14 protein-coding genes and 2 pseudogenes are annotated in these 21,672 nt (G+C 47.4%); 3 read left to right on the top strand and 13 right to left on the bottom strand.

The window, feature by feature from the left end:
* Positions 1-92: 92 nt before the first annotated feature.
* From AMS66_RS20825 to AMS66_RS20790, 8 genes and pseudogenes are all read right to left on the bottom strand, one after another.
* Positions 93-1,166 (bottom strand): DUF1835 domain-containing protein, encoded by a 1,074-nt coding sequence (locus AMS66_RS20825; protein WP_053782608.1) that lies wholly within the window; start codon positions 1,164-1,166, stop codon positions 93-95.
* A gap of 75 nt (positions 1,167-1,241) precedes the next feature.
* Positions 1,242-1,901, bottom strand: a complete 660-nt coding sequence (locus AMS66_RS20820; protein ID WP_053782607.1) for a TVP38/TMEM64 family protein — start codon at positions 1,899-1,901, stop codon at positions 1,242-1,244.
* A 276-nt stretch (positions 1,902-2,177) separates the two neighbouring features.
* Positions 2,178-2,615: pseudogene (locus AMS66_RS32450) on the bottom strand (HNH endonuclease); the annotation flags it as partial.
* A 1,576-nt stretch (positions 2,616-4,191) separates the two neighbouring features.
* A complete protein-coding gene (locus AMS66_RS20810) occupies positions 4,192-5,367 on the bottom strand; it encodes an acyltransferase (protein ID WP_053782606.1) in 1,176 nt (391 codons plus the stop codon).
* Positions 5,368-5,673: 306 nt separating this feature from the next.
* A complete protein-coding gene (locus AMS66_RS20805) occupies positions 5,674-7,026 on the bottom strand; it encodes a cryptochrome/photolyase family protein (protein ID WP_053782605.1) in 1,353 nt (450 codons plus the stop codon).
* 27 nt (positions 7,027-7,053) lie between these two features.
* On the bottom strand, positions 7,054-8,217 hold the full coding sequence (locus AMS66_RS20800) for a response regulator (protein WP_053782604.1): 1,164 nt from the start codon (positions 8,215-8,217) through the stop codon (positions 7,054-7,056).
* Positions 8,218-8,316: 99 nt separating this feature from the next.
* Positions 8,317-11,412 (bottom strand): ATP-binding protein, encoded by a 3,096-nt coding sequence (locus AMS66_RS20795; protein WP_053782603.1) that lies wholly within the window; start codon positions 11,410-11,412, stop codon positions 8,317-8,319.
* Positions 11,413-11,627: 215 nt separating this feature from the next.
* The gene (locus AMS66_RS20790) at positions 11,628-12,050 is read right to left on the bottom strand and encodes an SRPBCC family protein (protein ID WP_053782602.1); all 423 of its coding nucleotides are present in this window, start codon (positions 12,048-12,050) and stop codon (positions 11,628-11,630) included.
* A 315-nt stretch (positions 12,051-12,365) separates the two neighbouring features.
* Between AMS66_RS20790 and AMS66_RS20785 the strand changes: the two are divergent.
* Positions 12,366-13,158: pseudogene (locus AMS66_RS20785) on the top strand (class I SAM-dependent methyltransferase).
* Positions 13,159-13,454: 296 nt separating this feature from the next.
* Here AMS66_RS20785 and AMS66_RS20780 read toward each other — a convergent pair.
* Positions 13,455-14,489 carry an NADH:flavin oxidoreductase/NADH oxidase gene (locus AMS66_RS20780; RefSeq protein WP_053782601.1) on the bottom strand — a complete coding sequence of 345 codons (1,035 nt, stop codon included), beginning with the start codon at positions 14,487-14,489 and terminating at the stop codon, positions 13,455-13,457.
* 321 nt (positions 14,490-14,810) lie between these two features.
* Between AMS66_RS20780 and pepT the strand changes: the two genes are divergently transcribed.
* Positions 14,811-16,049, top strand: coding sequence for a peptidase T (gene pepT, locus AMS66_RS20775; protein ID WP_053782891.1), 1,239 nt, complete (start codon positions 14,811-14,813; stop codon positions 16,047-16,049).
* Positions 16,050-16,202: 153 nt separating this feature from the next.
* Here the strand turns inward: pepT and AMS66_RS20770 are convergent, their stop codons facing one another.
* Positions 16,203-16,895, bottom strand: coding sequence for a Crp/Fnr family transcriptional regulator (locus AMS66_RS20770; protein WP_053782600.1), 693 nt, complete (start codon positions 16,893-16,895; stop codon positions 16,203-16,205).
* A gap of 401 nt (positions 16,896-17,296) precedes the next feature.
* Positions 17,297-18,715: an alanine/glycine:cation symporter family protein gene (locus AMS66_RS20765; RefSeq protein WP_053782599.1), complete on the bottom strand. Its 1,419-nt coding sequence runs from the start codon at positions 18,713-18,715 to the stop codon at positions 17,297-17,299.
* A 440-nt stretch (positions 18,716-19,155) separates the two neighbouring features.
* Here AMS66_RS20765 and AMS66_RS20760 point away from each other — a divergent pair, with 440 nt between their 5' ends.
* On the top strand, positions 19,156-20,085 hold the full coding sequence (locus AMS66_RS20760) for a response regulator (RefSeq protein WP_053782598.1): 930 nt from the start codon (positions 19,156-19,158) through the stop codon (positions 20,083-20,085).
* A 126-nt stretch (positions 20,086-20,211) separates the two neighbouring features.
* Here the strand turns inward: AMS66_RS20760 and AMS66_RS20755 are convergent, their stop codons facing one another.
* Both AMS66_RS20755 and AMS66_RS34040 read right to left on the bottom strand, forming a co-directional pair.
* Complete coding sequence (locus AMS66_RS20755) at positions 20,212-20,388, bottom strand: aspartyl-phosphate phosphatase Spo0E family protein (RefSeq protein ID WP_053782597.1); 177 nt, start codon at positions 20,386-20,388, stop codon at positions 20,212-20,214.
* Positions 20,389-20,732: 344 nt separating this feature from the next.
* The coding region (locus tag AMS66_RS34040) for a chitinase N-terminal domain-containing protein (RefSeq protein WP_330219339.1) at positions 20,733-21,672 on the bottom strand (940 nt) is incomplete at its 5' end.

Genomic DNA, 21,672 nt, shown 5'->3' with positions numbered 1-21,672 from the left:
GGATCACTCAAAAAGCCGATCTGACCAAAAATAGTATAAAAAAAACAGACTGTTGACCGACAGAACGATGTGTCGATAACAGTCTGTTTCATTTAAGGACTGAGCCGGATACTGTAAAACCTCATGGCATGAGGTTTCCCCTCCATCTCAAGCCGCCCCTGTAATACCAGATGCCTTAATCGGTATTGAATAAAATCGTCTCCGACAGCTTGTTCGAGATGACCCAGTACCTCACCTACAATACGGGCTGATTTTATGAATTCACCAGGCTGTCTGGTTAACGTAAGCTCTCTGACCTTCTGCATAATAAACTCATCTATCCCGTCTTCGGACACGCTTTGAATCACGCCATCCTTCATTAACCGCAGAAGTCCAGGCTGTATAGCCAGATTCACCCACTCTTGCTCCATTTGTCTGCGTTCCTCCAAAGACAACGGATCGGCATTCACGCAGTGTTTCCACATCGCTAGCAACTTCTCAGAAAAAATTTCACCTGTTCTAAGAACATCATGCTGAACTTCAGAAGTATTGAATAATTCCTGATATAATGCACTTGTCTCGATCAAATAAACAGGGGCAAGCCGGTTACGCAGCAAATGCATGGCATATAAAAGTCCCGTTTTCTCATGAGCATTATTCGCATACCAGATAGTGATTTGCGTATCTTCATCAATCGAACTCACTACGTTGTTTAATCGAAGCAGCTCATCCATACCTTGGACGGCATAACTTCCATGCTCACTCAAATAGAGTTTTTCGAGTAGCCAAAGGTGCCTGCGTTGCAAATCCGCCTTGTTAGTCAAGTCGCCCAATGGACCGATTGCATAGTAGTCATTCATTGAGTAAAAACGTCGCTCCGAGCGTCCGGGAACTTTGCTCATCGCAACTTTAATGCTGCCTAGCGGCGATTCACCAATCGCAATGTGAATTTCACGTGGTTTCTGTGCCTCCAATGCCTGTTGCTCAGCTTTCTCACGATTCCGATCCTCGTCCAATGTTTTGAATATCGACTGTACTTTCGCTGCAAAATGAACAGAATGTTCTTCCGCTGACTGAACACTGACTTCCCTGTCTGCGCTGAGATAAAGCAAACGCAATAACGAACGCAGCTCATCTTCATGCATACGGTGCAGCTCCTGATCAAAATCAAAGACATTTTCAATCATACTTATCCCCCTCTATACGGATGGTCATCTCCAACAAAACCATTCAAATCGAGCGTATTCGTATTTTCCCTAAGTTTACGAAGAAATAGACTTTTCAGAGGAATGACTCCGATCATTCAAATGCTCACGATCTAATGACGAACGGGTAAAATGACGCTCCAGTTTCCGGCTCGCCCATAGCGATGCAGCGATAAACAGCAGCACGCCACCCCACCGAAGAGGATGCTCCATAAATTGCTCTACATTGGAACCAATATACGTAACACAGAAGATCATGATGGCTTTACCACAGCTCACCGCCAGCAGGAAGGACATGAATCTCATTCGCGCAATACCTGCCGCAACATTGATAATCACGAACGGACCCACCGGGAAAATACTCAGCAAAAACACATAACTGAAGGCATTCCGCCGAATCCAAACCATACTGCGCTGCACACGGGGTTTATTGGCCCAACGTTCCACAAAGGCCGATTTCCCAATCTCCCGAACAATCAGGAACGTAACGGTACAACCAAGTACCATCCCGATCCATGAATATAAAAACCCTGCCCATAGCCCGTACACCGCACCGTTAACCCCCACAATCAGCAGCGTAGGCAGCGGGGGGACAAATGATTTCATAAAGGTAAGCAAAATACCCGGTAACGGGCCCAGGGAGCGGAATTTCTCCAGCCAAAAACGAATATTCTCTTCCGTAATATAGGACATGATGTCCAAAGATGCCAGGGTCATCTGCTTCCCTCCAATCTATAAGTCCAATATTTCATCTATGATGTTTGTTATCAAATCCGCTTTCGAATATAAGGATGCTGAAATAACTCTACTCACTCCCCCCAGTATAACGTACATATGAACGCTGTACCGTTGTCAATTTGAAGAAATTTCACCCGCTGCGCTGAAAAACAAAAAAGCACACCCGGACCTGTTCAGTCTTGGTGTGCTCTCCTTATCAAATGCCCCGCCTGAAACGGATTGTGATCAAGCCTAGGGCAGTGTATCGCTTAACAATTATTCTAGCTGAGCTTCCTGGATGGCCAGCTCATTCAGCTCTTCCTGATGCGCAGCATTCCACTCGGGAATACCGGAACGCATGAATTCTTCCGCATCCATCGCTGCTTTGGACTGATTGCACAGATTGCAGGCGCAGACACAATTGAGCGGAGTGGTATGTCCACCCTTGGCTCGCGGCAGAAGATGGTCAATTGTGTCTCCATACGAGCCACAGAAGTAACAGGTATAGTTATCACGGGTCAAAATAAACCGCTTAAAGTCCTTGTTACTGAATAATCGGCGGATCGTGTACCGATTAACCACAACCGCGGCCTTTTCCTTGACTAGCGTGACCGCCAGCTCCATATCCACTTCCTGATGCCAGCGCCTTCCTTTGTCCGTCTTGCCGCGCATGCGCACCATGCCTTGCCGGTTCGTCCGAAGCGATGCCGGATCTTCCGGGTCAATCGCTACAGGAGCCGCCGGAGTATGACGGCGGGGACGACTTTCCGTTCCAGCCCCGTGGCTGCGGCTGGAATGCGCAGGCGCCCGCTGCCCGGATGTTCCGGCACGGGCTGTGTCTTCGCCGCCCGCCTTGGGCGCACGCTCCTTGCGTGCCGGGCGTGGCTTCGACCCGGGCGTGCCAGGCTGGCGCACGGGTGCAGGAGGCGCAGCCTCCACGGCAGCAACCGGTACCTCGCCGGGCGCGGGCTTTGCAGTGGCAGGCTGTGCTGCCGCCGCTGCGGGTCCAGCGACCGTACTGGCATCGCCACGGTCGCTCAGGCTCGGCGCACTGGCCTCAGCTATGCTGCGGGCTTGTCCTGCGCCGGACGGCAGCGCGGCAGCACGTTTGCGGCGCCGCTTGCGTTTGCGCTTGGCTGCGGTCGGTTGATCCGCAGCTCCTGGCTCTGCTGCCGGGCCTTGCGGCTTGGCTGGCAGCAGACCCTTGACCGCCGCCATTTCCTGCTCGGCGGCCTGATCCGTGCCAGCGGCTATACGCACGCGGGCACGCTTAGCAGATGGATCAGTACTCGCTGTATACACCTGCGAATCCCTGTCTTGTTGTTGGAGCACATCGGTCTGTGGATGATCTGCAACCCCGCTCTCGGGGTTCGTTTGCGAAATCAATTCCGTCGGCTCATGACCCAGATGCAAGTCAGTACGCTTCGCCTTTCTCCTTCTTCTCCGCTTCTTCCTGTTGCCTGAAGGAGACGAAGGGGGAGCAGCAGAAGCCGCGACAACGTCTTCTCCAAAGTCAGCAGTGTCATCCTCACTTGAAGAAGTTGAATTCACAGAAGGTGGAGCATCCACACGTCTATCTGACGTAGGGACGGAATCTGAATTCCTATCCACTGCATCAATGATCCGGGTTGCTGTGGCCCTTTTTTGATTCCTCGTACCCTCATCCGTCTGCCGAATTGAGACGTTATAGGCATTATCGTTATCTGCTTGTCCACCGAGCTGACGACAGTGGCGACAAGCGCCGCGTCTGGCTCCCGGGCCAGCCCGCTTTCCGGTTCTTCGTCGAAATTCGGACAAAGGTCGCTTTTGCCCGCAATACATACATGTCTTGGTCAGTTGCGCTTCATGTTCCGTCATTTCCTGCCGGAAAGGGGCCGTGCCCGTCTCCATGTTGTCACCTCTGTTCCGTATGAATCCGGTTTCTTTCTATTGTATCACATCTGTTCGCTAACACACTCATAGCCAGATGTCCCGTAGTCTTTTATCTTGTACTCCTGCGTCTGCCCCACGCATTCGTGAAGGATATGTTCCACGTATTCCAATATATCTTGCATCGGTTTCCCGCATTGTTCACATGTTGTCATTTATCTCACCTTAATCCTGTTCTTAAAAGTTCTCTGCTTATCGATTATTTAAATAGTGTTCCGCTTCTCATTACCCTTTGTATATAAAAAAGAAACATCCGTTCCCCATATATGAATCAAATCGGCAATCAAAAAACCGTTCCCTGCTCAACCCTAATGGTCGACCAAGAAACGGTTTATTATTCCTGCATTGGCATAAATATTTTTTAACGAACGTCGAGTTGGCCCGAGTTTTGTTGCGGTACCAGACGTGGCTTGGGTTTGGGCAAATTGCCGAAAATCACCCATGCAAATGGAACGAACCTTGCAGTGAGTCCAACCACAATCCATGAAGCGATTAATGCCACACCAAAGCCTCCGGCGTACCACAGGTGAATCAGCCAGGAAACCCCGGTTTGTGGTGGGAAATTCCGATAGACCAGCAGGAAGAATGGATGGATCAGATAAATACCGAAGGACAGTGCCCCAAGCCGATTAAGCGGCTTGACGATCAGGGATGGTCCTTTGCGATAGAGCAGGTACGCGATCTGAATGAGCACCAGCGCACAGGCGAACGTATGCAGATTCCAGAAGAACTCGTACCACAGCGTGTTATAGGTCGCAATCTTCAGACGCAGCAGATAATAAATGTACACATGTCCGAGTCCGGCAAATATCCATACCGCCCACAACAAAATCCATGAAACTACACGAGCTTTGGTTGCATTAGATCGGCTGATGACAAACCATTGTTTAATCTTTGGAAAATATACCCCGATAAAAGCACCCAACATGAAGTAGGAAAAGTACGAGAAAGCCCAGCTTCCCTTGTTCGGTACCTGGAAGCCATATTTGTTACTTACGATAAATGCCCACTGAATGAGCAACCCAATCGGTACCGACCATTTAACGACTGAGGGATATTTCTTAAGCAGCCACAAGACCAACGGGAATAACAGATAGAACTGCATATTGATAAATACAAAATATAGATGCGTATACGCCTTGCCCGTGAACAGTTTCGTTATGAAACTTACTGCTGATTCACCGAACGGACGGCCCTGATAATGCGTGAAGTGCAGGATTACAAAATACATTAATGAAAATATGAAATACGGTAGCAAAATGTAAACAAATCTTTTTTTGTAAAAGTTACTGACCAGCTTCTTATCCAGCGGGCGGGAATAATAGTTATAGAACAGCACGAAACTGCTCATGAAAATAAACGTTGGTGTACCATATTTCATAAAAATATTAATAAAATTGTACAGCCAGTAATACCCTGAACCTGTCATGTCCACCGTTGCATATGAAGTGGAATGCACACACAGCACGCCGATGATGGCCATTGCCCGTACGAGATTCAGCTCTGGAATTCGCTCTCTTTTGATTGTCTCACTCATAATTAGCGTTTCTCCTTAATATGTTCGTTGATATGTCTAATATGACTTAATACAATAAGCTCACTATCTATTAAAAAGCATAAAGCTTAAGATGTGTAGTCCAATTTCTTAAAATTTCCTGAATTTTCAACATGTTTCACAGTCTCTTCATGTCTATATATGTAAAAAAGACCGCTATGACGCGGCCTGCGAGCACGTTCCTGTCTGTCCAAAATAATGTTGGTTCACAAAGATGAAAATGGTAAACCCCACTACTGAAATGCATCTTCGCTATATAAATCTATTGGTTAAGGCAAATTTCTTTTCTTAACCATTGGTCTGACGGCTCGCCAGTATTTGTTTATAGACCTCAATCGCCGATTGTCGGGAGGTTTTCAGATCAACAATCGCATTCTGGCGGGGCTGATGGATCTCTTTGCTATGCAAATCTTTCAGGTCAGGCAGCCATTTGCGAATATAATCCCCTTGAGGATCATACTTCTCTGACTGTGTCACCGGATTGTTTACCCGAAAGTATGGAGCTGCATTCTCGCCAAGTGATGCACACCACAGCCAGTTGCCCCGGTTCTGAATATTGTCATAGTCACGAAGCTTGCGTCTGAAATACGCTTCACCCAGTGTGAACGGGCATTGCAGATTTTTGGTAAGGAACATCGCGGTCAGAATACGAAGCCGATTCGGCATATGTCCAGTCTCATTCAATTCCGTCATCGCTGCGTCGATAATCGGAATGCCCGTTTCGCCCTTGCACCACCGTTCGAAGTGGTACTCACTGAGCGGCGACAGATCGTATACCTTTTCATATGTAAAATAATGACTCTCATACACCGCACGATACAGATAGAAGTCTCGAAAGCACAATTGTCTGAGCCATTCGTCCGCATGGTCCGTGCGTTTTGCAGCATCGTACATCTTGCGAATGGATACAGCCCCCACAGCTGCATAAGAACTGAGATGGCTCGGTTCATAAGCTTCATATTCATCCCGATGGTCTCCGTAATCGGCAATCCTGTCAGATAAAAAGCTATCCAACAATAGATGAGGATCATTCAGATTCGAACCATCATATGCCTGCAATTGTATTGGTACCTGGAAGGGCTCCGGCCATTCTATCTGCTGATCACTGACCTTCACATCCGCAACCGTAGTAATTGAAGCTGGATTAGGATGCTCATTCATGAATTCCACCCAACGTCGGTGAAAAGCAGCAAATACTTTATATGGCTCGGACTTGCCCGTAAAATCAGCGAACCCTTTCAGATCCATCAGCAGATGATCCGTCAGCTGCGTAAATGCGACTTCTCGTTCCTCGGTTACCTTGCGTATTCCACGATCCCGTTCGATTGCATATGGCGTCATATCCCGATGAACAATGACTTCATCTACACGACTTTGCATCTGTTCGAGGATATAATCAATTACCTCAACTGGTTTGCCATAAGCGACGTGCAGCTTGCGGCCTGACTCCCGATACCGCTTACCAAGCTCTACAGCATGCTGTAGAAAATTCACTCCGCTATGTTCCTGATCACGCCCCTGCCGAAGCAGAAAAGGGTCATAGATGAGCACATGCAGACTCTCTGCATCCTGGTTCCGCAAATAATCGAATGCGACCAGATCATCTGTACGCAAATCTTTGCGATGTATGAATAACTTCATGCTTCATCCTCCTGCCAGAACCTCTGCCTACCTTGCCGTTAAATCTTCATATAGCCTGCTTGTTTCCGGCTCCGGTTGATGTCCCAGTTCCTCAAGCAGGGTCAGCATAAATGAATGATATATTCTGAGTATGGCTTGCTGATCATCCATGGATGCACATACTCTCATCATTAATCGGCAAATCTCTTCGGCATAGGGCTCCCGTTCCTGTAGTTCGCTCAATTGCTCCATCGCTTCCTTGCCCCGTCCATGCTTCATGTCCCATTCGGCGATATCCATGACCAGTCCCACATATTTACGTCTCAGATCTCTCGCTTTGGCTTGAGCCCAGCGATAATCATGCTCCTCCAGATAATCACCACGATAGAGCGTCACGATATCCCTCAGTTGATCCACGTTGTCTGACGTAACGGTAACGTATGCCGTACTTTGCTCGAATTTCTCTACATCACTGACCAGATTACCCGATAACAGACGATAGCGGTTCATGTTGTATTCCAGCTTGCCCGTCGTCATGTTCCATTCCTTCAGCAGTTTGCGGATCTGATAAACGGAAGTATGCAGATGCGTTAACCCTTTCTCTTGCGAGACATCTGCCCACAACTTATCGAGTAGAATCTCTTTGCTTACCCAATCCCCTCTATGGTGAAACAAAAAGGAAAACAGTTCCTGCGATTTGGCTGTGCGCCACTTATGCTTCTGCGCTTTCTGATCCAGACTTCTGTAAATATCCAGATGTTTGAAAGTAAGCAATCCAGGCACATGGGTGTCCACCCCCACAGCCTCAGATTCCTGAACCTCAGCGGTAGCAGCAACCTGAAAGGATGACGATATCATTCCTGCGGCAATGCGATCGATTGTTTTGGCAAGTCTCACTGAACTTACCGGCTTCAGCACATAATCCAGCGCCTGAAGCTCAAAGGCTTCAACCGCATGATCGGCGTAAGCCGTTACAAATATAATGCGAATACTGCTGTCCAATTGCTGTATATATTCAGCCGCTTCCAGTCCATTCATTTCCGGCATGCCAATGTCCAGAAACACAACGTTCACACGCTCTTTTGCCAGAAAATCCAGACCGGCACGGGCTGTTGAAAAACACTGCACGGGGGTAATCCGCCCATCCAATCGTAACAGGCGCTCCAGATGAAGCTGCGCCGGTTTCTCGTCATCGATTACAATGGCTTTCATTGCTCTTCCAGCCTCCTGCCGTGAATTATTCAATGGGAATACCGCTTAACTTGGCACCCGCTTATTAGTCTGTTAACCAGATTCGCCTGCCTCGGCGCATTATCTGGAGTCAATTGCTATCTTCACAGGTATGCGAAATCGTACTAACGTTCCTTTCCCCGAATGACTCTGAATCTCGAGCCCTTGACCATATAAGGACAACAGGCGCCGATTTATATTCTGTAAACCCACACCTCCAGGACCTTCCGTTCGCCCTGAACTTACCTGAGCCAAACGCTCAGGGGGTATGCCTACTCCATCATCCTGGACCTCAATGACGATGTGCTCACCTTCTCTGGTAATGCCAAGGTTAACCGTGCCACCTGCAGCACGTGCCATCACCCCGTGACGAATCGCATTCTCCACAAGTGGTTGAATACTGAGCGGTGGCAGGTAAAGACGCACATCTGAATCGATATCATAGTGGACCACCAAACGTTCCTCGAACCGTGCTTGTTCCAGATGTACATAGGATTCCACCAACTCCAGTTCCTTCGCGAGCGGAACTAGTTGGTCGCGGTTCTGGAAGTCAAAACTTCCTCGGAGGTAATGACTCAGTTCGATAAGCAAATCAGTAGCTTTGTCCGGATTGACGGCGCATGTTGCAATAATGACGTTGAGCGCATTATATAGAAAGTGCGGTTTGATTTGAGCCTGCAAAAAAGCCATTTCCGTACGAACAACCTCCTGTACCGAGGTACGCATCTCAATTAACGTCCGTACCCGGGCACGCAGTTCACCTGCATCCACAGGCTTGCTCAGAAAATCATTTGCTCCTGCCTGGAATCCCATTTTGATATCCTCAGGCAGCCCGCGAGCTGTCAGCATCAGAATGGGTAATTCGGACAAGGAACTATTCTCACGCAGCTTCCGACATAGCTCAAGCCCGGACATTCGCGGCATCATCCAATCGGTAATGACAAGATCAATAGAGGGGTGTTCTTCTCGCAGCTTCAGTGCTGCTGCCCCGCTATCCGCTGCAATGACACGATATCGTTCCGTCGATAACAGATTGAACAGTACCTGTCGGTTCACTGGATCATCGTCTACAATCAGAATGGTATGTTCTGCTTCCAGAATATCATCCGTCTCATCCCAATCGATTGCAGCCGTATCCTGTGCTCTTATTTCTTGAGCAGCTACATATCGAGCTGCAACAGGTCTAGAACTCGCTTGCAGCAGAGGAAATTGCACAATGGGCAGGGTAAAATGAAAGGTCGAACCTTCACCAGGCTTCGATTCTACCCAGATGGTCCCTCCGCCAAGCTCGACCAGTTTACGGGTGATACTCAGTCCAAGGCCAGTTCCCCCATTAACCCTCTCACTTGTTCCATTGCCCTGTTCGTAAGACTGAAATATGCCTTCCAGTTTATCTGGGGCAATTCCGACGCCCGTATCGGCGACAGATACTGTCACCACCGCTCCATCCACACGGGCATAGAGCCGAATCTCGCCCTGCTTCGTGTACTTATACGCATTGCCCAGCAGATTGTATAGAATCTGCCTTAGCCGATCCTCGTCTGCCTCAACCAATGGTAACGCTGGAGGCCATTGCTGGATCAGTACAACCGGTTTATCCTCAAAGGTGAAACCAGATACTTCAACGACCGTTCGAGCAACCGATTCGAGATCAACAGCACTCCGTTTTAATTCAATTTCACCATTTTTGAGCTTGGAAAAATCCAAAATATCGTTCACCAGCAGTGAAAGCCGCTTTCCAGTTGACGTGATCATGGACAGATTTTTGGCCTGCTTGGGTGTGACCACCCCGGCCGCCCCTTCGAGCATCGATTGAGCAATATTAATGATGCCATGCAGGGGAGTTCTCAGTTCATGCGACGTATTTGCCATAAACTCATCCTTGAGGCTGTCGATGGCAAGCAAACGTTCGGACAAGGCTTCAACTTCACGGAATGATTGTGCGAACCGGATCGCTGTAACGATCATCTGGGCAAAGACAAATAACAGCAACTCATACAGCGCAAGAAATGTCGTATCCACAGTGGTGAAAGCACCAACGGTGTGCAGCACAACCACCATAAATATACTCATCATGCTCATCAGGACAAAATGACCATCATCCGGTCGCTTTTTCAGCCAATGGAGCATGGCTCGCAATGTGTAACCAATCACCACAAGTGAAATCAGCAACATGGGCAGCTCCAGCATTGAGAACAAAACAGGAGACAATGTAAGACCCACCGCGCATTGGACTAGTACCAGAACCACACCTAAGCGAACAAACCATTGATGGATCGCTCCAGGTACAAGCGCATCCATATAACGAAGCAAGTAATAATACGCAAGAGCCGCGCTAATTAATTGAAGCCGCAGAAATTCATTATTCGGCAGGAATGGTAACAGTGTCCCCAGCAACTTCTCTCCATGAGTCAATGCGTACATCGCACCGGACAGGCTGAATAACCCTAGATACCGAAGCTCTTTTTCACTGCGTCGTAGCCGGAACAGCATCAGGAAGAAGGCAGCTGGCAGAATAAATCCGAACAGTGTCATCAGATCCTTGAGCCAGTCCTGCTGTTGGCTTTTCAGAATGCTGTGCTCGTCTCCGAACAAAATAGATGCAATAATGCCGCCAGATGAGTAGCTGTAATTGGATACCTGAACAATAATATCTGCAACATCGCCATCTATGGAGGTAAATCCCGTAAAAGGCAAATTGAGCTGAATATCGGTAATTTGCGTTGTGCCTGGCAGACCTTTACCGCCGATCTCTTTGCCATCTATAAATAAACGATGGGCCATGCGGATATTTTGAGTACGTATCCCATAATCGTTCTTCTCTGCTCTCGGGGGAATTCGAACACGCAAATGATAGGTCCCATACCCATGTGCCTCTCCAAGAGTCCCATTCCATCGGGATGGAACATGGATGGGTAAAGGCTCAGAAAGAGGCTTGCGTCCTGATATATCCGCCTCAAAGTCAACGGGTTTCAACAATTGGCCCGGATAGAAATCCCACGTACCATTCAGGGAAGCAGCCCCCTGCCGGTCAAAGTCCCAGCCGGTCAGGTCCATGATTCCATCCCTCGCATGAGGATTGCCACGCTCGGTAAATAACGTTTGTACGATGGAACCCAGAGGGAAAACAACAATACATATAAAGCTAATGGTGAGCATAATCCAATGTTTTCTCATCTATGTAATCCTTCCGCCTCCATGGCGAGAGACGTCTAATTTTGTCGTTTTATACCTATCACTCCATGTTACACGTTTCTGTTGCTGACGGAAATAGTTCTTACATGATATTTTAATGGCAAAAAAGCCACAGGCTTAGCTACCGGAATGCAGACCGGAGTAAGACTTGTGACTTTTTTTGAATTTGCCCTATCTGTTTTACTTCTCCCGTTTTCTTACGCTTGTCCAACGACCTGGGCCAGTTTCTGCACAATTCCTGCCCAGCCCTGCTCCATCCGTTCACGAACGATGGCATGAGCCTGTCCAAATTCAGTCAGTTTGTCCGCGTCCCAGCCGCTGTGAATCAATGTAAAATCCGTGTCTTGTCCTTGCTCCGTCAGTTCAAACGTAAGCGTCCAGTCCTTACCCCATTGGAATGACAGCTTATGTGGCGGCTGAACTTCCGTGACTTTACACGGTGATTTTCCGAAGGGTCCTGCTTCCAGTATAAATTCATGCCCTTCCACCGGCTCCAGATTGCTTGGCATAAACCACGATTCCAAACCTTTCGATGTCGATACAACTCCCCATACTTTCTCCACAGGTGCGTGAAGCAAAAGCTGTTCCCGAATATCCGGCAATGCACTTGAATATTCCATAAATATCTCCTCCTTAATATATATATCAGCATTTGCATCATTCCATTTTATCCTCATGGAATTTATGAAAATCCCCTTTTAACTTATTGTTCAAAATTAAGTGATGAGTGTCAAATATATTCCTCTAACAACAGGTAAGCTATTGACTACCTTTAAAGACAAACCTATGATTGGAGCATATTACATAATGGGTGCGTGATTCCTATGTTAGTCTGCTCTGAAAAATTTAATTCCAACCGTTGCCGGAAGGGATAAATACCTGACAGTCATTCCCTTCCACTGCTCATTTTAATTATGTTGTGGAGGAAACATTACATGTCTTTTAGTTATTATGGGCCATTATGTACCGAGGTTTACAATGCCACCAAGCCCGTCGGTCACTCCCTTGGAGGCGATATTGAATTTTATCGTGACTATCTGATGAACTGCAACGGACGCATCCTCGAAGCGATGTCTGGCTCAGGTCGAATGCTGATCCCATTACTTGAGGCTGGTTTGAACGTAGACGGTCTTGATTATTCAACCGATATGCTCGATTCTTGCCGTGCTCTTTGCACCGAGCGGGGACTGCCCGTGCCTGAATTGTTCGCTGCTGATCTGGAGACACTTCATCTTCCTTTTCGTTATGAAGTCATTATAATCGCCGCAGGCTCACTGTTGCTTATTCAAGACAGACAGGCTTCCATAAAGGCCCTTCATAATCTGTATCTACATCTGGAACCGGGAGGCCGACTTGTGCTGGATCTCTTTCTGCCGGATGTGACGAATACGACTTCACATTACTCAGGCACCTCGACAGTTCAATTACCGGATGGAGACACGATTACAATGGAGAGCAAAGACATCGAAGTCAATATGCTTCAACAGTACAAAGTAAGTCTGATTCGCTACGAAAAGTGGCGCCATGGGAGCCACAGAACTGCAACAGCTTGCACTACGTTGGTACGGTGTAGAGGAGCTCCGCATGATTCTGGAACAAATCGGTTTCATAGATGTTGTTGTATATGCAGACTTCGATCCCGACCAGCCACCCTCCCGTTCTGATCAGAAATATGTGTTTGAAGCTACACGAGAGATTCCCTCGGAATCGGTTTCACTTTCGGGTTAAAGCACTAACGAATCCGACCGTACGTTATAGAAGGATTCGCGTATACTGCAAACTGTAACGAACTTCAGTCACGTTATTCCGCCGAAAAAGCTTGCGGCCGTACCCGACAGATCCAAGATCGAGGAAGTAACGTGCCTACGATTTGTTAAACCAAAGCGTTGTGAAAATTGCAGTAGATAGCGCCTGCTTGATTCGTTACAAAGTGTACTCACACTAAAGAGGGATGTCCTCCGTCATGTTCATGACTTATGGGACATCCCTTTTTAATTAATTATATATAAATGTTCTAATTAAGATCAGTATCCGCGGGAATATGGCACTGCAATAGCCGCTTTATCTTTGCTGACGCCCAGTTCCAGGGCTGCATGAGTAGCCCAGTATGGATCGCGCAGCATGCCTCTGCCAACGGCGACCAGATCGGCATCGCCGTTGCCGATAACCGCCTGAGCCAGAGCTGAATCCTCAAGCATACCTACCGCAATGACAGGGACGTTCAATTCTTCGCGGAAACGACGGGCAAACGGCACCTGGTAACCAGGGTAGTTACCCGGTTTACGTTGTCCGGAAGGGCCTTCACCACCAGAGCTGATGTGGAACATATCCACGCCTGCTGCCTGATAGGCACGGGAAATTTCAATCGTATGATCAATGTCGTATCCGCCATCGGCGTATTCCACTGCCGAAATTCGCATAATCAGCGGCATATCTTCCGGCATTTCTTTTTTCACTGCACGAATAATTTCGACACCAAAACGGGAAAGATCCTGTCCATATTCATCCTCGCGATGATTCATCAGCGGAGAATGGAATTGGTGAATGAGGTAACCATGCGCACCATGCAGCTCAATGGCATCGACCCCGGCAGCTACTGCACGGCGTACACCGTCCGCAAATTTTTGTACCATGGCTTGTGTTTCCTCAGTAGTTAAAGCATGCGGCGTATTGAAGTTCTCGCCAGGGAAGGTAACTACCGATGGAGCTACAGGCTGTGCCGCATCCTCTGCTTTACGTCCTGCATGCGCGATCTGAATCGCCACCTTGGAGCCATAAGCATGAATACCATCCACCAGCTTGGTAAAGGCAGGAATGTGTTCATCGGACCAGATGCCCAGATCATTGTCGGTAATGCGTCCGTCCGGATCAACATCCGTCATCTCAATCACAATCAATCCTGTACCCCCAACGGCACGGCTTACATAGTGTACTTGATGCCAATCGTTCGGAATACCGTCTTTGGCAGTTACAGAATATTGGCACATTGGTGCCATGACGACACGGTTATTTAATTCAAGTCCCTTAAATTGATACGGGGAAAATAATTTCTCTGTCATTTCAATTACATCTCCTATCCACATGATGATATATATTGAGGCAATTATTTGTTTTCCAGATCGGAAAACAGCTGCCCATTCTTGCCGCAGTTGTCCTACTCCAAATCCTCAATGACTATTATGAACCTAACCTATAGAAAAACAAGTACGTACTTTTTTGTGAGATAGTACCCTTTTTGATACCTAGTTGGTCCTTTCTTTCCTCCGACGATGTATCTGGCACAACTCGAAATGAACCCAAAACATGATATGATAGCCATACAGACATACAGGTTATAATATACCCAACTATAATAAACCGAAGCCGAAGGAGCGATTATGGTGAAAGATATTTTAATTCAAAGACTGACAACCTATGCTCAAATGGATACGCAATCCGATGAAAATAGCGAAACCTGCCCTTCCACACCAGGCCAGCTGGTCTTGGGTAAATACCTGGTTGAAGAATGCAAATCCATCGGTTTGCAGGAAGTGACCATGGATGATAACGGCTACGTGATGGCGACATTGCCATCCAATACGGACAAGGATGTTCCAGTGATTGGTTTCCTCGCTCATCTGGATACAGCAACCGACTTCACAGGTAAAGATGTCAAACCACAGGTGATCGACAACTATGATGGGCAGGATATTGTACTTAATCAGGAACTGGATGTGATGTTATCCACCACTGATTTCCCTGAACTGCGTGAATATAAAGGCCACACCCTGATCACAACAGATGGTACAACACTGCTTGGTGCGGATAATAAAGCGGGCATTACCGAAATCATGACAGCAATGGCTTATCTGATTGAACACCCGGAATTGAAACACGGAAAGATCCGCGTCGCTTTTACCCCGGATGAAGAGATTGGCCGCGGGCCGCATAAGTTCGATGTTCCTGCTTTTGGAGCCAAGTATGCCTATACGGTGGACGGCGGACCCCTCGGCGAGCTGGAATACGAAAGTTTTAACGCGGCTGCTGCCAAAATCACAGTACGGGGCACCAACGTGCACCCAGGCACAGCCAAAAATAAAATGGTCAATTCCGCCAAAATTGCGATGGAGTTGAATCGCCGTCTTCCTGCGGAGGAAGCTCCCGAATTCACGGAAGGTTATGAAGGATTCTATCATTTGTTATCCATCGAGGGAGATGTCGAACTGACCAAGATGAGCTACATCATCCGGGATTTCGATCGGGAGAAATTTGAGGAACGCAAAGCGTATTTGTTGAGTGTCGTTGGTGAGTTAAAAAGCAAATATGGCGAGAAAAGCATTTCCATTGAATTAAATGATCAATACTATAACATGCGTGAGAAAATCGAACCTGTGCGCCAGATCGTCGATATTGCACATGAAGCGATGACTCGCTTAGATATCGAGCCTGTCATCCGTCCGATTCGCGGAGGAACAGACGGTTCCCAGCTCTCGTACATGGGCATGCCTACACCCAACATCTTCACTGGCGGAGAGAACTATCACGGCAAATTCGAATATGTATCGGTTGATAATATGGTGAAGGCCACACAAGTCATCGTGGAAATTGCTCAGTTATTCGAACAGCGCGGAGATGTTTAATCGGAGCATAAAGCTAACTCTACAGCACGACCATTAATAAAATGGATCATCCACCAACAAGATGGATTCATGGGCACCCTCTGTCATATGAAACGCAGAGGGTGTTTTTGTCGCATTATTGGCTTAAAAAGCCATAGTACATCCACTCTTGATTTATTCGTACATATTACCTCCAGCAATTTCACGCAGCTGCTCCAGATTGCAGATGACAATGTTGCGCTGTTCTTTGCGGATGATTTCACGGTCGCAGAGATCATGGATAACCCGGTTCAAGTGTCTATAGCTCGTGCCCAGCATATCTGCGAGCTCTGTCAGTTTGGAGGTCTGGATTTCTTCGGTAACTTGCTCCCCTTGTTCCAGGGTAGACAGCAAATAGCTTGCAAAGCGGCTCTCGACCGGGTATAGCAGATTGAGACTCGACAGATTCGAGAAGGTATATAATTTGTGGGTCACATGGCTGAGCATAAAATGAAGAAACTTCGGATTCTCTGCATATGTATTCTGGAGATAACGATAGCTTACACTCAGTAACAGGCTCTTGTTGACGGATTCCACCGTGTTTTTGGCTTCCTTGCCATTGACCAGCTCCAGATCACCTACCAGTGCAGGTGGCATGCTGAAACGAAGCAACAGAGACTTGCCATTCGGCAGTGTTGTATATATCTTGAGCTTACCCTGGACGAGAAAATATAATCGCTCGGGACGTTCACCTTTGGCACATATAACCTCGCCTTTGGAAGCTTCGAGCAACCTTAATTCAGCAAGCGCAGGCTCGTCGAGCACCTGGTTCAGGCCATGCTCTCGCGCAAGCTGGCGCAGCAATCCAAAATCCATGATTTCTCTCATCTCGGATAACCCCCTTGTGTTGTTCTACATACCATGAACTCCAATCCATAGAGAACCAGAATCAGCTAGAAGCTATTATACAAGAAAACCAAACCAAGCTACGCTTGTATCCTCCTTCACAGATGTCATCGAGAAGCTAAATGAAGCGGGAGAACGCATGAAAGCTCTGTGCGAGCAACTCATCAGTTACACAGATTAAGGACAGGTACACCTCCCGATGGGATGCTTACCACTCCATCAGAGATGCCTGAACTTGAACTGCTTTAATATGTAACAAAAAGACTTGGAAAAGCCACCTAGTGGAAATCCCAAGTCTTTTTCATTTGTCTTTTTATCCTGATATATGTGAATCACATGTTGTATCTGAATCCATAATTACCTCGTCAGTTGGCAACTTCATTTCATTTTGTTCCTACTACCTCGGCCTCCGACTCCCAGCATTCCACTTCACCCGGAATGTGAATACGGTCCCGCGTAAAGATCGGGTCACGTCCATCAGCTTTTTGTTTCTTATAATCCTTCAGCGCTTCGAATGTCACCTTGGACAGCATCAGAATGGCAATGAGATTCACCACAACCATCAGCCCCATGAACAGGTCGGCCAGATCCCATACTAGCTGTACCTTGGCAACAGCACCGAAAAGCACCATCGCGATGACACAGACACGGTAAACCCACAGCCATACTTTACTGGATTTGATAAACTCAATGTTGGTTTCCCCATAGTAATAATTACCGATGAGCGTACTAAAGGCAAACAGAAACACCATGACTGCCAAAAATCCGGACGCCCATGAGCCCATATGCACACTTAATGCCGCTTGGGTCAATTCAATCCCGCCCAAATTCGAACCTTTGTACACGCCTGACAACAAAATAATCATGGCTGTGCTTGTACAAATAACCAATGTATCCGTCAACACGCCAAACGCCTGAATAAGTCCTTGTTTGACCGGATGTGTTGTATCCGCGGTAGCCGCAGCGTTCGGTGCACTACCCATACCCGCCTCGTTGGAGAACAAACCACGTTTGACACCATTCATCAGCGCGGCTCCGAGTGTACCACCGGCGACCTGTTCAATGCCGAAGGCATTTTTCACAATCAGGGCAATCATTGCCGGAAGCTGGGTGATGTTCGCCAGCACAACAAATGCAGCTACGCCAATGTATAACACAGCAAGAACAACGACAATATATTCGGACGCCTTGGCAATCCGTTTAACACCGCCCATAATGATTCCTGCAAACACAACGGCCATAATAATGCCCACAGTCAACCGATCGATGCCGAATGAATTTTTGAATGCCACCGTAATCGTATTGGACTGAACCGCATTAAAGACCAAACCGAACGACAACGTGATGAGAATCGCGAACAAAATTCCCATCCAGCGTTTCCCAAGGCCACGCTCCATATAATAAGCTGGACCCCCGCGGAATCCGCCATTATCTTTGACTTTATAAATTTGTGCAAGTGTACTCTCTACAAAACTGGAGGCTGAACCGAAGATCGCGATGACCCACATCCAGAACACTGCCCCGGGTCCCCCCAGTGCGATTGCCAGTGCAATACCGGTAATGTTCCCAGTACCTACGCGGGCTGCCATACTGATACAGAATGCCTGAAACGGCGAAATTTTGCCGGGTTCCTTACTTCTCGGCTCCTTAAGCACTTTCACCATATCTCCAATCATGCGGAATTGCATGAACCGGGTCTTGGTCGTAAAGTACAGACCGCATACCACCAACAAGATGATTAACAGCTTGGACCACAGAAAATCATTGAAAACTGCAATAATATCTTGTATTGTTTGCTCCATTGGCAATGCCCCTTTTCGTTGATGGTTCATTAAAAAGCGTTTCCCAGTTGTATGACTGAGCGAAAAATTCTCATACTACTTCATAAAAGCATGCAGTTCTATCACCTCAGAAGCACAAATTCCCACTGAAGTACGAGAGGTTAAGAGGTATCGTTTGTACCATTCTGCACAACACTGAATCTAGACTTTCGGATGTTACTTATACTACAAGGTCATCTACGGAAATCGACAAATACCTACACAGAATCATTTAAATTTTTTATAAATAAGCAACGTTTATCCATTCACTGTCACTTTATCTGACATATTGGGCAGTTTACACGGGTCTTCACATCGGGATATACAACCAAGTATGATAATAGGGGACATTAAAAGTAGGACAAATCGTCTTCACCATACATTTTTTCTCATATCACTTCTTCAGAAAGGAGGACACGGAAATGCGTTATTTTATTGTGGATGATGATCCTGGCGTTCGATCCATGCTGATGGATATCATTGAAGATGAGGCACTTGGAGATATCGCGGGAGAAGCAGAGGATGGAGCTCATATTCATGCTGAACTACTGGAGCTGCATAAGGTGGATGTACTGCTAATTGATCTGCTCATGCCGCAGCGAGACGGGATTCAGACCATACGTGCGCTTGAAGGAAGGTTCGATGGCAAGATCGTGATGATCTCCCAGATTGAATCGAAAAATATGATTGGGGAAGCCTATTCGCTTGGCATCGAATATTATATTACGAAGCCGATTAATCGGCTGGAGATCCTGTCTGTTCTGCGCCTGGTGGACGAACGTCTGCGTATGCAGCAATCCATCGCAGATATTCAGCGTACACTGCAGGGACTATCCAGACTGCAATCTTCCGAACGTGCTGCAACACCGGCTCCCGACAAAACGATTACGACAGCAGGACATTTCCTGCTATCCGAGATGGGCATGATCGGAGAAGCAGGCAGCAGAGATCTGCTGGACATGCTGGAATACCTGGAGCAGATTGAAACGGAGGAACATAAGCTCTCTCCATACACGTTCCCGTCACTTAAGGATATCTTCCAGAACGTAGCCCTACGCAAACTGGGCTCCGATGCCTCTCCAGCGGAAGTAACGAAGGAGATTAAAGCATCCGAGCAGCGCGTGCGCCGTGCCATTTTCCAAACATTAAGCCATGTCGTATCGCTCGGACTCACCGATTATACACATCCGAAGTTCGAGAATTACGCGTCGAAGTTTTTTGACTTTACGGAGATTCGCAAGAAAATGCTGGAACTGCAAAACAATGTAGAGCCCTCTTTGTCCCAGACCCGCATTAATACGAAAAAGTTCGTTCAGGTACTGTATCTGGAAGCCAAGCGGCTGTTGCATTGAGGAGTAACAAAAAAACATGCGCTCATGATCGAACTGGAATGGTACAGCATTCGTTCTCTCTGCTGCCTATGCCTATTCCAACTGTTATCATGTGCGCATGATTGCAAAAAAGCTCATCTATATCCATCAAGCCCTCGGCTTGCTTAGGTGCATTCGATTATACTCATTGATCAATTCATCCAGTACCATGGACTGCTGGAGCACGTCGGGATGTCCAAACCTACCCTCGTTATGCTCTACCAACATATGAAGGTTATGTCTGGCTTTCTCTATTTGATTTTTCAATTCCAAACTCATAACCATCGCGCCTGATCCCTCCTTATTTCTGTGTTACATTTTAGGTTTTCCTGTCAATCTATAGTTGGATTAACATATGGCATAGTTCGCATGGATGTTTTGTATGCTTCTCCAAATTTTGATAGTCCCTAATGCTGTACCTAGAAGGCGCTCCAAAAATGGCTCTGGAGCGCCTTATTAAAGGTACGGTTGCAATTTTACGAGCAAATTTTCCCCACTACCTTCATAATCAAACAGTTGTGTCATTATTGTGTATGTTAAAAAAACAAAAAAGCACCTCTCGATCGACAGGCTACCCAAGGGGTTACCCCATATCGATAGAGAGGTGCTTAATCATTTGATCATTTTAATTAATGCGTCACCTTCACTGTAATCAATTCACTTGAAACCGATCCACTGTCGTTGATCCATTCCACAACGTATTCATACTCACCAGGTGCACGATCTTTGATCGCTGCCGTCGCTGTCTGTGCATTCGGGGATGCAGCAGTCAACGGTTGGCTGTCGATCTCTTGACCGTTTTCATACAGACGATAGGAGGTGGCATTTGTGCCCCACCACATATTCATTGTAATGGTGTAGTTTCCACCCCCATCCCAGTTGTCATGAGAGAGCACGGGCTTTGCTGGTGCTGCATCACGGACGATTACGGTATGCGGAGCGCATTCGGTCGTTCCCTTTGAATTGATCAGTTCGCAAGTATATACATACGTACCGTTTACCCGGCCCGAAATATCCGTAGATGCCTTTTGGGCGGAAGGGCTTGAGGCCGTGAGCTTTTGTGTATCAATCAGTTCACCGTTCTCATACAATTTATACTGTGTACCGTTATTCCCCCACCACATATTCATCGTGATGGTGTACGTTCCATCCGCCAAACCGTCGCCATGTTGGTTATCGTCGGACAAGGCAGGTACACCCGGTACACCTGTGGCTTGGTCTGCGGCAATGACTGTCACTTCCACGGAAAGCTCGGTGATGAGTCCCGCGCCGTTAACCGCCTTGGCTGTAAAGATGTGTTTTCCCACCAAACCCGTCAGCTCAATCTCATCACCCTGTTCTACGCCCCCACCATCCCAAGTCAATTCCAGAAGAGTGATTCCGGACTCCGGATCTTCTGCCTTCACGTTGACGTTGAGTACATCCTCTTCACTCATTTGTTCCAAAGGCATGCCGGTAATGACCGGAGGTGTCGTATCTTCGTGTTCTTGAGGAGCACCTACATAACGAATATTCGGTGCCGCTGGCTGCTCCATGCCTACTCCCAGATGGAAGCCGGTATGTGGCGGC

Origin of the sequence: Paenibacillus xylanivorans (assembly GCF_001280595.1) — a bacterium.
Taxonomy (GTDB): Bacteria; Bacillota; Bacilli; order Paenibacillales; family Paenibacillaceae; genus Paenibacillus; species Paenibacillus xylanivorans.
This window is presented reverse-complemented; position numbering and strand designations above follow the sequence as displayed.

What these genes read in the sequence shown, in the direction of transcription:
- AMS66_RS20800 (WP_053782604.1), bottom strand. Translation starts at nt 8,217, where the DNA reads ATGAAAGCCATTGTAATCGATGACGAGAAACCGGCGCAGCTTCATCTG.
- AMS66_RS20765 (WP_053782599.1), bottom strand. Translation starts at nt 18,715, where the DNA reads ATGGAGCAAACAATACAAGATATTATTGCAGTTTTCAATGATTTTCTG.
- AMS66_RS20810 (WP_053782606.1), bottom strand. Translation starts at nt 5,367, where the DNA reads ATGAGTGAGACAATCAAAAGAGAGCGAATTCCAGAGCTGAATCTCGTA.
- AMS66_RS20760 (WP_053782598.1), top strand. Translation starts at nt 19,156, where the DNA reads ATGCGTTATTTTATTGTGGATGATGATCCTGGCGTTCGATCCATGCTG.
- AMS66_RS20790 (WP_053782602.1), bottom strand. Translation starts at nt 12,050, where the DNA reads ATGGAATATTCAAGTGCATTGCCGGATATTCGGGAACAGCTTTTGCTT.
- AMS66_RS20825 (WP_053782608.1), bottom strand. Translation starts at nt 1,166, where the DNA reads ATGATTGAAAATGTCTTTGATTTTGATCAGGAGCTGCACCGTATGCAT.
- AMS66_RS20795 (WP_053782603.1), bottom strand. Translation starts at nt 11,412, where the DNA reads ATGAGAAAACATTGGATTATGCTCACCATTAGCTTTATATGTATTGTT.
- AMS66_RS20805 (WP_053782605.1), bottom strand. Translation starts at nt 7,026, where the DNA reads ATGAAGTTATTCATACATCGCAAAGATTTGCGTACAGATGATCTGGTC.
- AMS66_RS20780 (WP_053782601.1), bottom strand. Translation starts at nt 14,489, where the DNA reads ATGACAGAGAAATTATTTTCCCCGTATCAATTTAAGGGACTTGAATTA.
- AMS66_RS20755 (WP_053782597.1), bottom strand. Translation starts at nt 20,388, where the DNA reads ATGGTTATGAGTTTGGAATTGAAAAATCAAATAGAGAAAGCCAGACAT.
- AMS66_RS20820 (WP_053782607.1), bottom strand. Translation starts at nt 1,901, where the DNA reads ATGACCCTGGCATCTTTGGACATCATGTCCTATATTACGGAAGAGAAT.
- AMS66_RS20770 (WP_053782600.1), bottom strand. Translation starts at nt 16,895, where the DNA reads ATGAGAGAAATCATGGATTTTGGATTGCTGCGCCAGCTTGCGCGAGAG.